Source organism: Natrinema gelatinilyticum, assembly GCF_024266705.1.
In the GTDB taxonomy this organism is placed as follows: domain Archaea; phylum Halobacteriota; class Halobacteria; order Halobacteriales; family Natrialbaceae; genus Natrinema; species Natrinema gelatinilyticum.
Genome location: NZ_CP100757.1, coordinates 915,052 through 927,728, shown reverse-complemented (window position 1 = coordinate 927,728; position 12,677 = coordinate 915,052). Strand labels below are relative to the sequence as shown.

Here is a 12,677-nt window from a genome sequence, read left to right as displayed (position 1 = left end):
CTCTCCCTGCCGCGGTTCCTGTGTGCGTCGCGAACACCTGCAGCGTGACGCGACCGGGAATAGAGTCGGACTCGTCTCGATCCAGAACAGTTTGCAGCACTCAAGACGGTCTCGGTGAGACGGGAAGTAACTTAGGTAGTCGGTACCTCGAGCGACGGTCGAACAGCGACTGCGGCCGTCGATCGCGTGATTAGCGAACGACCGGCGCGTCGACAGCGCCGATCGTCTCGACGGTCGCACGAACGCGATCACCGGGTTCGATCGGTTCCGCACCGGGCGTCCCCGTACTGAAGAGGTCGCCGGGCTGTAACGTCATTACGCGGGAGTGGAACGAGACGATCTCTCGAGGGGGAAACAGCATGTTGCGGACCTCGTTCTCGGCCGTGACCGTCCCGTTGACGACCGTCCGGACCGTAACGTCCTCGAGGGCGGGTGGTTCGTCGGGGACGGCGATCGTCGGTCCGACAACGAGGAACGAGTCGAAGCTCTTGGCCCGCGTCAGGAACCGCGGATTGCGCTGGAGGATGTCCTCCGCGGTCATGTCGATGACGGGGAGATAGCCTGCGATCACGTCGTCGACTGCATCCTCGTCGACATCACGACATTCCCGTCCGATCAGCACGGCGAGTTCGGCCTCGGCCGTGACGCCGTCGGTCTGATCGGTCGGTGGGAGCGTGATTGGGCCGCCTGGACCAGCGAGGGCGCTTGACGGTTTCAGAAAGCTTGCTGGCTCGTCCGGGCGCTGCTCGTCCAGATCGCCGGCGTGCTCGGCGTAGTTCAGCCCGATCCCCCACAGCTTGCCGAAGCGCTCGAGTGGCGGTCCGAACCGAACGTGCTGGCGATCGATCCGGTCGGCTGGAACGTCGTCGACGTCGGGGAGCGTCCCACGTGCAGCGTGTGGGAGCGCATCCCGAACGCTCGCGGCCGCCGGAATAGCTGACGAGAGTGGGACGAACCCGTCGTCGTCGCCGAGCAGCGGCCGGCCGTCGGTCGTTCGTGCGAGGTACTTCATTCGTCTCGCTCGGTCCAGAAGTCGAACGATCGACCGGGTGCGAAGACGTCCAGACCGACTGCCAGTTCGTCGCCCGTGTTCTCGACGCGGTGGGGCTCTGCAGACTCGAGCAAGACGGAGTCGTACTGGCTCAGCACCACTTCGTCGTCCTCAGTCGCGACTGTGAGTTCGCCCCTGAGGCAGAGACAGACCTGCTCGTTCTCGTGATCGTGCATCGGGGAACTGTGACCCGGTGGTTTCTCGAACCACTCGAAGGAGAACTGGTCGCTGCCAGCAAGCGAGACGCGCCGCCAGCCCTCGTCCGGTTCGTACGTCTCCGCGCCGTCGAAGTCGACTGGCTTCATAGGTTCGCCCCTGTGGAGCCGCCGTCGATCAGGATACTCTCGCCGTTGATGTATCCCGAGACTGGCGACGAGAGGAAGGCAACGGTGTTCCCGAGCTCCATCGGGTCGCCGATCCGATCGAGGGGGTTGTTCGCCCAGTCGTCGAGACCCTCTTCGTACGAGTCGTAGTCGCCGCGGTCGATAGCTTGCTCGACGAGGTTTTTGATACGTTCTGTCTCGTGGGGGCCAGGGAGGACGGCGTTCGCCCGTACCTCGGGGGCAAACTCCTTCGAGAGCGTCTTCTCGAGTCCGATGACGCTCATGCGAACCGAGTTCGACAACACGAGGCTGTCGATGGCTTCCTTGACGCTTCGCGACGTGATGTTCACGATCGTCCCCTCGTCCTCGCGAAGGTATGGCTCGGCTTCGCGTGCGAGTCGCACGACGCTCATCACGAGCAGGTCGTACGCCTGGTACCAGTCCTCGTCGTCCGTCTCGAGGAACGGCCCCGATGGCGGTCCGCCCGCACTCATCACCAGATGGTCGATCCCGCCAAACTCGTCGACGGTCGTCTCGACCAGGCTCTCGATGTCGTCCTCGTCGGTGAGATCGCCTGACTGAGCGACGACGGTGCCTTCGGCGACATCTTCGATATCCGCTTTCGCCGCCTCGAGTCGGTCCTCGTTGCGGCCGTTGATGACGACGTTCGCACCTTCGCGGGCGAGCGCCTTCGCCGATGCTTTCCCGAGACCGCTGGAGGATGCCGTAACCAGCGCTGCGTTACCGGTAAGCTGTAAGTCCATTTCGTCCGTAATCCTCGACGAGAAGGGAAAAAAACTTCGCGTTGCGGTAAGGCAAGCCTCTCCTCCCTTTCCACGCCATTACGTCCACAGCTGCCGATCCTGGTTCCGTATCGCGGAAACAGCAGGGACTGGGTCGGGAGAAACGGGATTTGGACTGTCTGAGAGTTACAAACGCCCGATTTGGACGGTATCTCACCAGAGATATGATTATAGTACACACATCCCAATATGTGTTATTACAATCATAGATTCGTAATCCACTCACTCTCTAGATCAGTATTTCCCTCCATTCCTTTCGAGGCGCGGAATCGAACTCGTTCGTCGAGCGCTGGTATAGCAGACATTTCTAACTGTTTTAGTCTATTCAACAAGAGATAGATGCTCCGAGAAGTCAAATTCCATATGGCGTAATTTTTAACCTATGGGTGATTTTGTCTCTCTATGACAGCACGCGATATTGGGGGCGGAAATCGGATCGGGAGCACGAAGACGACCTTCGAAATCGTCCACAAACTCCAGGAGAATGGTCCTGCTCGGCTCTCCGAGATCGCCGACGAACTCGATCTCGCCGAGAGCACCGCACACCGCCACCTCAACACGCTCTGTGATCTCCGATACGTATCGCGGGTGGGAGCACAGTACCAGCTCGGGCTCCGATTCGTACGATTGGGTCGAGAGGCGCGAACGAGGGAACCGGCATACCAAATGGCGAAGCAGTACGTCCAGACCCTCTCTGAGGAGACCCAGGAGCGGTGCCAGTTCGTCGTCGAAGATCACGGACTCGGCATCTATCTCCACATGGCGACTGGCAGCAAGGCGGTGCGCGCCGGATTCGGCGTCGGTCGGCAGATCCGCCTCCACTCGTCGTCGGCGGGCAAGTCGATCCTCGCGCACTATCCGCGAGAGCGCGTCGACGAGATCTTCGACCGGTGGGAGCTGCCGTCGCTCACCGAGAACACGATCACCGACCGTGAGAAACTGTACGAGGATCTCGAGCGAGTCCGCGAGCGCGGCGTCGCCTTCAACCGAGAGGAACACGTCGACGGCATCAACGGAGTCGCCGTCCCCGTCAAACGCGACGATTCGGTCCTTGGAGCTCTCGCCGTCGCGGGGCCGTCCAACCGACTGACCGGCGAACGGCTCGAAGACGAACTTCCGGCTCGCCTGCTCGCGGCCGTGAACGAACTCGAACTGAACATCACCTACTCGTCACCGGATAGTTCGAACGACCACGTCGTCGAATAAGCTACACTCGCTCGAACTCAGCTGTGCCGTCGTCGAACGTAAGTTGCGCCCGGCTCCGAACGGTGACGCCGTCCTCGATCTCCTCGAGTAGTGCTTCCGAGACGTAGAACTCGGCGAGATCGGTTGTGTTCTCGATCCAGGCGACTCTGGCCGTCTCCGGATCGTAACCACCGAGGGCGTTCAGGGCGGTCCGAAGCGCCAGTTCGTCGTTCGGCACCACGGGCGGAAGCTTCGCTTTAGCGAGCGAGCCGCTCGTCAGGGCGTTCGCGTAGGTCTTCTGCAGGTCGAGTTGCTCGACGGCAGCCCGACGAGTGATATCGGCCAGGCCGATCCCGTTCCCGTTGCCGCTGGTCTCTGCCGTGAGTCCACGAGCGTAAATGAGCTTGATCGAGGGATTCTCCGGATCGGGCGCGTTGAGAACGCGGTACCTGCCGATCACGTTGGTATCCATCCCAGCACCGGAAATCTCCTTTCCGAGTTCGTCGACGACGAGCAGATCGATGTCGTCAGCCGGAAGCATCGCCATTTCGTCCCGTGCTCGTTCCAACAGGTCGGGCTCGCGCTCCTCGAGCGACGAGGCCGGGATCGCCTCGAGGTAACCGGTCTCTTCGTGGAAGTTTTCCACGAGCGCCAGTCCGCCAATCACTGGGGCGGCGTCTCTGAGGGCCGCGACGAGCGATTCGATCGTCGGGACGTACCCCTGCTCGATCGCCGTCGAGTGGAACGCCTGGGCACCGCGTTGCTTACCGAGGCCCACGGTGAGCATCTTGCAGAGCCCACTCTCGATTCGGCCGGTGAAGTTCGTGTGCGGCTTGACGCGATTAATCACCATGACTGCGTCGGCCTCGAGCGCGGCGGCAGAGAAGTAGACCGGGGTCGTCGTCCCGTCGACGTCGACTTCGTCGAGCTTTTTGACGTCCATGCGAGCGTCGATCGGCGCGTCGATGCGGTCCTCGGTTATCTCCAAGGCGGCGAGAATCTCGCGTTGACCTTCAGGGGTTGCACCGCCGTGGCTTCCCATGGCCGGAACGACGACGGGGTCGAACCCGCGTTCCTCGAGGGACGTGATCGTTTCGGCTACGACGTCGTCGATACGGTGAATTCCCCTGCTGCCGACGCCGACCGCGACCGTGGCGTCGGGCTCGAGGTCGTCGAGCGGAAGCCGATCGAGCTCCGATCGGACTGTCGCCAGCAGATCAGAGAGCGTCTCGGTGGGCGGGTCGTAGCTGACGCGTGCGAACGAGGGATACGGTTGCGGATCGATGAGATGCGCTATCTCGTCCGGGTCGGGAAACTCCATACTTCGTATTCAGACGCCCAGCTTATATTTCTCCCTGGTGAAAATTGCCGGTACATGAGTGGCTTTTTCCCTCCCTTGTCGTTCTCTGGGTAATGGAGATCGACCACGTCGAGTCATTCCCAGTGGCAATACCGCTGGAGGAACCGGTATCCTTCTCGAATCGGACGCTTACGTATCGAGATCACGCGATCACGTACGTCCGGACCGAGAGCGGACACGAGGGCGTCGGGTACTCGCTCGGGTACGAGGGGGCAGGCCTCATCGCCGATGCGGTAGAGTCGCTGCTCGAACCGATCGTCGTCGGCGAAGACCCGCGAGACACGGAACGACTGTGGCGCGAGATGTTCGATAGGACGGTTCAGATCGGCCGGGCTGGCGTGGTACTCCGTGCGATTTCGACGATTGATATCGCCCTCTGGGACATCAAGGCGAAAGCTGCCGACCAGCCGCTGTACAAACTTCTCGGTGGGTACGCCGACGCGGTCCCCACGTACGCGAGTGGGGGCTACTACCGGGACGAGAAGGGCCACGAGGGACTCCGTGACGAAATGCGTCGGTACCTCGACGAGGGCCACGACGTCCTCAAGATGAAGGTCGGTCGACGGTCGATCTCCGAGGAAGCCGACCGCGTCGCCGCCGTCCGCGACGAGATCGGCTCCGATCGGACGTTGCTGCTCGACGCGAACGGGGCCTGGTCGAGCGGGACGGAAGCGATCCGTGCCTGTCGCGCGTTCGAACCGTACGACCCGTACTTCATCGAAGAGCCCGTGATGATCGACAGCGTCGGCGCGATGACGGCTGTCAACGACGCCATCCCGTATCCCGTCGCGACCGGCGAGCTCGAGGGGCCACGCTACGCCTTCGAACGGTTATACGACGACGGCGCGGCAGACGTTTTACAACCCGACGCGACCGTCTGCGGTGGAATCACCGAGTGGCTCAAGATCGCCCACTACGCGGCAGCAAACGACGTACAGATCGCGCCACACTACAACTGGAACCTTCACGCGTCGCTTCTCGGCGGGATCGAGAACGGGCTCTGGGTGGAATACTTCTACCGCGACATGGACGTGAAGGTGTTCGACGACATCGTCGAAACGCCACTCCGGCCCGACGATACCGGGTCGATTCCGCTCCCGGACGAACCGGGTCACGGCGTCCGGCTGGACGCCGACGCACTCGAGCGCTTCAAACAGACGTACCAATCGTACTAGTCGAGCTAAAAACTAGATTTATCATGAAAGACTTCTCTAACCAGATATCGAACCGGAACGCGGATCGCGACGTCGAGATAACCGACATCCAGACGTGCGTCGTCGAGGGGAACTTCGAATGGAACGTGATCAAGATCAAAACCGACGCCGGCGTCACGGGGATCGGCGAATCCTACCGCGGCGGCGGCGTTCCCGAACTCGTCGAGTACACGAAGCGATTCCTGATCGGCGAGAACCCGCTCGACGTCCAGCGACTCTACAGGCGGATCATCCAGGAGATGTCCGGCCATGGCGGAACTACCGGGAAGGTCATCACCGCCGCCTCGGGCCTCGAGATCGCGCTGTGGGACGTCGCCGGAAAGATTCTCGACGTCCCAGTCTACCAGCTCCTCGGTGGGAAGTTCCGCGACGAGGTCCGCATCTACTGTGACTGTCACGCGGGCGAAGCCTACGCCGTCGAGGACGGCTACACCGAGTACGCCGACGCCGACGCGTACTCTCCGGACGCCTACGCGAACGAAGCGCAGCGTGTCGTCGACATGGGGTTTACCGCGCTCAAGTTCGATCTCGACCTCGAGATGGACAACGATCCAGACCCGTTCAACGGCCGACTGAGCAACGGGGCTGTCGAGTACAAACGCGAGATCGTCGAGGCGGTCCGCGAGGAGATTGGCTACGACGTCGACCTCGCATTCGACTGTCACTGGGACTACTCGGTCGAGAGCGCCAAACGCCTTGCCTACAAACTCGAGGAGTACGACCTCATGTGGCTCGAGGATCTTGTTCCGCCGGAGAACATGGACGCACAAATCGAAGTCACGAAGGCGACAAAGACCCCGATCGCGACCGGCGAAAACCGCTTCCGGGTCCACGAACTGTCCGACCTGATCTACGAGCACGGTGTCGACATCGTGACGCCGGATCCGACCACCGTCGGCGGCCTCGGTGAGACGATGCGGATCGCAGATCGTGCCGAAGAGAACTACATGCCGATCTCGCCCCACAACGTCTGCAGTCCGATCGGGACGATGGCTTGCGTACATCTCGGTGCCGCCATTCCGAACTTCGACGTCCTCGAGTACCATGCTCTCGAGGTCGACTGGTGGGACGAACTGCTCACCCGCGACGAACCACTCATCGAAGACGGCTACATCGAGGTGCCGGAAGCACCCGGTCTCGGGGTCGAACTGGACGAGACGGTCGCCGAGAAGCACCGACTCGAGGGAACGAGCGGCTTCGAGTAGCCGTCGGACGACCGAGCCCCAGCGCTGATCGCTCGAGGCGGTGGTCGAGCCGCTGGGCTGTATCGATAGTTGGCCGGGCGCTACTGAACGGACAACTGCTACTCGACGGCTGATGCAGTCGTACGAGACGGGCTTCACCGATAAAACTTCTTTTTTCGGAATTTATCACTACTCTCGATCAGCGAAACTTGACATCGTATCCGGGAAGGGGCCCCAAATTCAGTATGTACAAATATCTGACGAGAATGTTTCGCAAATTTATGTTTTGAAACAAATAAAAACATTATTAAACACGACATGAGATTCCACGAGTGGACATGGCAGATGACACTGTGAATCGACGACAGTTTCTTCAGGGGGGGATAGCAGCAAGCGCAATTGGTCTGGCCGGTTGCATGGGCGGTGGTAACGGCGGTGATGGCGGTGGCATGCAACTTCGTGTCGGCACGTCCGCAGGTGGCACGCAAGACGTCGGCCTCGCCGTCGAACGGGCAGTGAGTCAGAACAGCGATGAACTCGACTACGCGACGGTCGAGAGTCCGGGATACATCGGAACGGTCTACCGACTCAATCAGGATCAATTCAACGCGGGAATCGTCGACAACAACTCGATGACGAAGGCGGCTGATGACCGGGGAAGTTTCGCTGATCGGGGAGTCGATATGATCCCCTACCAGGGATTCTACGCGTTCCCGTACAGTATTTACATCGTCGCCCGCGACGGAACGGGTATCGAAACGTTCGACGACCTTGCGGGTGCAAACGTTTACCCGGCCGAACCGGGATACTCGACGCGGGCGACGACGCTCGACGTCTGGAGTCAGGATCCGACGGCGGACGTATACGAGGAGATGAACATCATGGACATGGGCGTCGCTGACGCCCCAGGCGCCATGGAAGAGGGACGTATCGATGCCGCGATCGCATACGGTACCCCGGGCGTCAGTTACACTGGCTTCGTGACCGAGTACGACGCCCGCACCAACGTTCACTACGTCGAGGAAACCGACGCGCTGGTGGAATCTGCCGAGTCATACGGCGGTGCTGGCACCTCGCGAACGGCCTACGATGAGTGGAGTCTCGAACAGGACATCGGAACTGACGAAGTATTTACCTGGGATTTACAGGTCAACTATGTCTTCCACCCGGACGCCAGCAACGAGGCAGTCTACGAACTGTGTCGCGTCGTCGACGAACACAACGACGCCGTCAACGAGGCTGAAGACCAGTTCAATGACTTCGAGTCGACGGAAGACATGCTCGGAGCGGCCCTCGAAGGTGACGAGTTCCCCTTCCATCCCGGCGCGGTCGAGTACTACAAGGAGAAAGATGTCTGGGACGGCAGTCTACCCTCTCCCGAATAATTCACCTGCTCAAGTCAAATAGTGGGTGAGAATTCCGAATATTACACATTACAGCATACAATGGATTCAGAAACACGGTCCAAGGATAAGTTGGTCCCCCGCGTACTCGACATCAGTGTCGTACTCAGTTCGCTCGTGTTCTGGGCGATCGTCCTCTACTGGGCGCATACCCAGGGGATGTCTCGAGTCAAGTACGGCGTGATCTTCATCGGTGCGATTCTCACCGTGTACGCTCTCGATCAGTCACGACAGGCGCTCGAGGAAGGCGACCGACTCGACGCCGCCGTCCTGTTACCGGCCTCGATCGTGCTGATAACGGCGTCGGTATATTTCGTCTTGAACTTCGAACGCGTCTACGTCTTCCAGCAGGGATACGCGCTCGAGCACGAGTACATGCTGGCGCGGCTCATCATCCTCTCGATACTGTATCTCACGTGGCGTGAGTTCGGGAATCTGTTTCTCGGTCTCGTCGGCGGTGTCATCCTCTATGGGATGTACGGCAACATGGCCCCAGGAATCCTGAACCACGGCGGGATGACGGAGTTAACGCTCCTGCAGACGCTGGTCACCGACCTGTACGGCTTCTACGGGAGCCTCACGCAGCTGACTGCCGCGTGGATCGCACCGTTCCTCCTGTACGCCGGTCTGCTGTTCGCCTACGGCGCGTTCGATCTGATCCTCCGCGTCGCGATCGAATCGGCGAACTACATCAGGTCCGGTGTGGCCCAGACGGCGGTACTCTCGTCGACCGTCATCGGGTCGATCAATGGCTCCTACACCGCGAACGCCGCCATGACGGGCTCGTTTACGATCCCGACGATGAAAGACAGCGGAATGGCGCCCCATCGAGCGGCCGCCATCGAAGCAGTCGCGTCGACGTCCGGACAGGTGTTGCCGCCTGTTATGGGCGCGTCGGCGTTCGTCATGGCGTCGTACCTGGGCGTCTCCTATCTCAACATCGTCATTGCGGGCATCGTTCCGGCGGCGATTCTCGTCGCTTCGATCGGCATCGCCGTCCATTACGTCGCGATCAGCGACGCGAGCAGCCAGGAGATGGAGTTCGACGAATTCTTCGACGACGAACTGACGAGCAAACAGAAGATCGTCGAAGGGATCCGTTTCGGCGTACCGTTTCTCGTCCTGGTCTATCTGCTGGGCGTCGCCCAGTATACGGTGATGACGTCCGCGCTGTGGACGATCATATCGATGATACTCACCGGCGTCTTATTGCCTACGATCCAGGCTCTGAACGACTCAGAGACTACTCCCAGTTCGGAATTTATCACGCAGGTTTGGAACACGATCCACGGGTTCCGCCGCGGTGCGATAATCCTCGCACCGATCGCGATCATCCTGGCGGCGGTCAACGGTGTCGTCGACATCTTCAGCGTGACCGGCGTACCGAACAAGATCGCCCTGCTGCTGATGGACCTTTCGGGTGGCGTCCTGCTAACAGCCGTGCTCCTCGCAATGCTCGTAAGCATCCTCATGGGCGTCGGCATGCCGACCGTCGCAGCGTACGTCATCGTCGCGATCCTCATCGCGCCGACACTCATCTCGGACTTCGCCATTCCCGAGATAACGGCCCACTACACCGTATTCTACGCCGCTATTCTGGCCGGTATCACGCCGCCGGTTGCAACGGCTGCGGTCGTGACAGCCGGAATCGCCAAGGCGAACTTCTGGCGGGTCTGTGGCGCTGCAATCAAGATCGCTGCACCGCTTTTCATCCTGCCAGTCGCGTTCGTCTACAATCCGGGGCTCGTATCCATGTCGCTCGGCCTACCGACCGTAATCGCCGGCACGCTGGTACTCCTGGGTGCGATTGCGATGATTTACGGGCTGAACTACCCGTTCAATATGCGGCTAGGTCGTCGTATCGTGCTTCGAATCGTTCTCTCTGCGATCGGGATGGTCGTGATGATCTATCCGGGCCGATTCGTCAAACTCGCCGGTGTCATCGTGTTCGCAGCCGTCTTCATCATGGAGAAAGTGATGGCGCGTGACAGAAGCTTGCCATCCAGGGGTGTGGGCCAATGAGTACGAGATCAGACGACGAAGATCCAGAAGAACAGGTCGACACTGAGAACGTCGGCGGACTCGAAGAGATCCTTCCGCCACAGCTCATGCCGATCTGGAGCCGAATCCAGCTGATACAGGACTTCCGGAGCACCCACGGAAGGACGTACGTCAAGTTCATGGAAGCGATCGTCGCTCTCGTGCTCACTGGCGGCTACCTCTACTGGTTCTCCCTCTTCCTCGGAGGATAAGCGCCAGCGTCGGCTCCGATTCGAAGACTCTCTTTGTCGGCACTCAGGCTACGTACGGAGAAGAGGAATCGCGTTCCGGTTGCTTCTCCGCCGGGACTATCCCGGCCATTCCATGGCTCGGTCGACGTCGTGAGGGATGTGGTTGTCCTGACCACGAGCGTCGTCGAGGTACTCGCGGAGGCGCGGTTTGAACGAGGGGTGTGCACACTCTTCGATTATCAGTACGGCACGTTCGACCGGCGAACAGCCGAGGACATCTGCGACTTCCTGTTCGGTGACGAAGATGCCGACGTCGTGTTCAGTGTGGTCGACGTGGAACGTCATCGGGACGACGTGCGATATTTCGTCACTGTCGTGCGTCGAGGGGGGTGCACAGACTGTAATCAAGGCGTTGTGAGTCAACTACCCCGCCCTACTCGCGCTGATGCGATCGGTGAGGACGGGGCTTGCGTGTGTCTTCTCGGCATGGGACTCATGCCGACGAAAGACGCTTGTAGCGAACAGCCAGACGCCAGAGGCAATTTAATTAGACGTGACCTCCACTCTACGCCCGTTTGGTCACGAGCGACGGAGAGGCACAGGGCGTCACGTTCGTTTCGTCGGTCCGTCTTTCGGGGTCGGTTGACTGCGACCCGTCCATGTCGAGAAACGCACCGTGGCTCCGTTGGCACGCCAATCCTCGCGGACTGTCTGTGGCCCGTCATGGACAGTTACTCCAACGATGCGGCCAGTCTTAACAATTTGCGTGCGCTCCTCCCTTTCCTTAAGGAACGAGCGAAGCGAGTGAGTAGGGAAGGGACTCCGCTTGACCGGTCGGCATGAGTTGAAGTCAGCGGAACCGCCGACGTGCGTCGAGTTGACGTTTCCGTAGATGTCGAACTCAATCGCATTGTTGACCCCAATCACGTCGAACTGATCGATCAATCCAGGATGGTTCGAGACGTCTGCCGGACGAAGAACGACGTCCTGTGCGTAGCGTTCGACGTCCGCGAAGAGTCGCTCCTGTCCTTCGTCGGTGAGTGCCAGCGACGTCGCACTCGCGGACTCGAGTCGGCCGGCATCGTGCACGGCTCCCACCGTCGTGGTCTTCGACATAGCGGAATGAGAAATCCCCAGTCGTGAACCACCGAATGTCGACCCGAGCTGTTGGTACTGACTCTGGATATCGCTTCATATCGAGAAACGCATTGAGGAGCTACTGCTGGAGTTGCCTTATGAACTGCTGACGTGAGGGACCTCAGAACTGGCGTTGCTTCATCTCTGCTCAGAAGGTGCTATTCAACACGGCGGAGTTTTATAGAGCTATAGTATCCGTTAGAACTTTTTACTCAATATATATTGCTGAGTGCAGTGGATCATCTCGACGAGGTCTCTGTCGCGGACTTGCAAAATGCGCTCGACAACGTAGAAGGAAAGAAGATGAAACAACGGCTACTAGCGGCAATAGCGGACAAAAACGGCGTCACGCAGGCTGGACTCTCCACGTGGTACGATATCCAGCGACGAACGATCGATAGCTGGCTCAAACGACTCGTCAATGTCGAGTCGCTTGGGCAGGCTGTTACTGATGCTCATCGATCTGGGAAAAACGAAAACTCTCAGGAAAAGAGCAACAAAAGTGTTGCCAGAGTACATCACTGTCGCCCACGCAAAATATTTCACATTAGTATTTTGTGAAATTTCGAAAGCGATTTGATTGTTGTGCTAGATGAAGTGTCGTATTTTCAGGCGGCGGCCGTCACGAATCTCGCGGCCCGTGACGACCTTGCCTTGGTCACACTACCAGCATATTCGCTGGAACTCGATCCGGTTGAAGAGTGCTGGAGATAGATACAAGCAGCGCTCAACAACTGATTCTTCAACTATTACCTGAATTCACAACAGCAATCGCTACCGCGCGTG

The 12,677-nt window shown here is 59.6% G+C and carries 11 protein-coding genes and 2 pseudogenes; 7 read left to right on the top strand and 6 right to left on the bottom strand.

From position 1 onward, the window contains the following. Positions 1–190 precede the first annotated feature (190 nt). From NJU76_RS22450 to NJU76_RS22440, 3 genes are read right to left on the bottom strand one after another with little or no spacing between them, the layout of a single operon-like run. Entirely contained in the window at positions 191–1,012 is an 822-nt protein-coding gene (locus tag NJU76_RS22450; protein WP_254532691.1) for a fumarylacetoacetate hydrolase family protein, read from the bottom strand. Beyond that, a complete protein-coding gene (locus tag NJU76_RS22445) occupies positions 1,009–1,356 on the bottom strand; it encodes a cupin domain-containing protein (RefSeq protein WP_254532690.1) in 348 nt (115 codons plus the stop codon). The genes NJU76_RS22450 and NJU76_RS22445 overlap by 4 nt, the downstream gene beginning before the upstream one ends. Next, positions 1,353–2,138 carry an SDR family oxidoreductase gene (locus NJU76_RS22440; protein ID WP_254532689.1) on the bottom strand — a complete coding sequence of 262 codons (786 nt, stop codon included), beginning with the start codon at positions 2,136–2,138 and terminating at the stop codon, positions 1,353–1,355. The genes NJU76_RS22445 and NJU76_RS22440 overlap by 4 nt, the downstream gene beginning before the upstream one ends. A gap of 441 nt (positions 2,139–2,579) precedes the next feature. Here NJU76_RS22440 and NJU76_RS22435 point away from each other — a divergent pair, with 441 nt between their 5' ends. Further along, the gene (locus tag NJU76_RS22435) at positions 2,580–3,383 is read left to right on the top strand and encodes an IclR family transcriptional regulator (RefSeq protein WP_254532688.1); all 804 of its coding nucleotides are present in this window, start codon (positions 2,580–2,582) and stop codon (positions 3,381–3,383) included. A gap of 1 nt (position 3,384) precedes the next feature. Here NJU76_RS22435 and NJU76_RS22430 read toward each other — a convergent pair whose 3' ends face one another. Further along, positions 3,385–4,683, bottom strand: coding sequence for a nickel pincer cofactor-dependent isomerase, group 22 (locus NJU76_RS22430; RefSeq protein WP_254532687.1), 1,299 nt, complete (start codon positions 4,681–4,683; stop codon positions 3,385–3,387). Between the two features lie 92 nt (positions 4,684–4,775). Between NJU76_RS22430 and NJU76_RS22425 the strand changes: the two genes are divergently transcribed. The 5 genes from NJU76_RS22425 (at position 4,776) to NJU76_RS22405 (ending at position 10,775) form a co-directional block, all read left to right on the top strand. Then, a complete protein-coding gene (locus NJU76_RS22425) occupies positions 4,776–5,897 on the top strand; it encodes a mandelate racemase/muconate lactonizing enzyme family protein (protein ID WP_254532686.1) in 1,122 nt (373 codons plus the stop codon). Positions 5,898–5,920: 23 nt separating this feature from the next. After that, entirely contained in the window at positions 5,921–7,141 is a 1,221-nt protein-coding gene (locus NJU76_RS22420) for a mandelate racemase/muconate lactonizing enzyme family protein (RefSeq protein ID WP_254532685.1), read from the top strand. A gap of 317 nt (positions 7,142–7,458) precedes the next feature. After that, positions 7,459–8,505: a TAXI family TRAP transporter solute-binding subunit gene (locus NJU76_RS22415; RefSeq protein ID WP_254532684.1), complete on the top strand. Its 1,047-nt coding sequence runs from the start codon at positions 7,459–7,461 to the stop codon at positions 8,503–8,505. 60 nt (positions 8,506–8,565) lie between these two features. Next, positions 8,566–10,545 carry a TRAP transporter permease gene (locus NJU76_RS22410; protein ID WP_254532683.1) on the top strand — a complete coding sequence of 660 codons (1,980 nt, stop codon included), beginning with the start codon at positions 8,566–8,568 and terminating at the stop codon, positions 10,543–10,545. After that, positions 10,542–10,775 (top strand): hypothetical protein, encoded by a 234-nt coding sequence (locus tag NJU76_RS22405; protein WP_254532682.1) that lies wholly within the window; start codon positions 10,542–10,544, stop codon positions 10,773–10,775. Before NJU76_RS22410 ends, NJU76_RS22405 begins: the two co-directional genes overlap by 4 nt. Before the next feature lie 96 nt (positions 10,776–10,871). On the opposite strand, the gene NJU76_RS22400 is transcribed toward NJU76_RS22405, so the two are convergent. Both NJU76_RS22400 and NJU76_RS22395 read right to left on the bottom strand, forming a co-directional pair. After that, the gene (locus tag NJU76_RS22400) at positions 10,872–11,162 is read right to left on the bottom strand and encodes an acetyl-CoA hydrolase/transferase C-terminal domain-containing protein (RefSeq protein ID WP_256567120.1); all 291 of its coding nucleotides are present in this window, start codon (positions 11,160–11,162) and stop codon (positions 10,872–10,874) included. A gap of 435 nt (positions 11,163–11,597) precedes the next feature. Beyond that, a pseudogene (locus NJU76_RS22395) lies at positions 11,598–11,837 on the bottom strand (acetyl-CoA hydrolase/transferase C-terminal domain-containing protein); the annotation flags it as partial. Positions 11,838–12,125: 288 nt separating this feature from the next. Here NJU76_RS22395 and NJU76_RS22390 point away from each other — a divergent pair. Continuing rightward, a pseudogene (locus NJU76_RS22390) lies at positions 12,126–12,602 on the top strand (transposase); the annotation flags it as partial. Positions 12,603–12,677 lie beyond the last annotated feature (75 nt).

Bases quoted from the DNA above. Each gene is read 5' to 3' on its own strand.
- NJU76_RS22450 (WP_254532691.1), bottom strand. From the start codon at position 1,012: ATGAAGTACCTCGCACGAACGACCGACGGCCGGCCGCTGCTCGGCGAC.
- NJU76_RS22445 (WP_254532690.1), bottom strand. From the start codon at position 1,356: ATGAAGCCAGTCGACTTCGACGGCGCGGAGACGTACGAACCGGACGAG.
- NJU76_RS22440 (WP_254532689.1), bottom strand. From the start codon at position 2,138: ATGGACTTACAGCTTACCGGTAACGCAGCGCTGGTTACGGCATCCTCC.
- NJU76_RS22435 (WP_254532688.1), top strand. From the start codon at position 2,580: ATGACAGCACGCGATATTGGGGGCGGAAATCGGATCGGGAGCACGAAG.
- NJU76_RS22430 (WP_254532687.1), bottom strand. From the start codon at position 4,683: ATGGAGTTTCCCGACCCGGACGAGATAGCGCATCTCATCGATCCGCAA.
- NJU76_RS22425 (WP_254532686.1), top strand. From the start codon at position 4,776: ATGGAGATCGACCACGTCGAGTCATTCCCAGTGGCAATACCGCTGGAG.
- NJU76_RS22420 (WP_254532685.1), top strand. From the start codon at position 5,921: ATGAAAGACTTCTCTAACCAGATATCGAACCGGAACGCGGATCGCGAC.
- NJU76_RS22415 (WP_254532684.1), top strand. From the start codon at position 7,459: ATGGCAGATGACACTGTGAATCGACGACAGTTTCTTCAGGGGGGGATA.
- NJU76_RS22410 (WP_254532683.1), top strand. From the start codon at position 8,566: ATGGATTCAGAAACACGGTCCAAGGATAAGTTGGTCCCCCGCGTACTC.
- NJU76_RS22405 (WP_254532682.1), top strand. From the start codon at position 10,542: ATGAGTACGAGATCAGACGACGAAGATCCAGAAGAACAGGTCGACACT.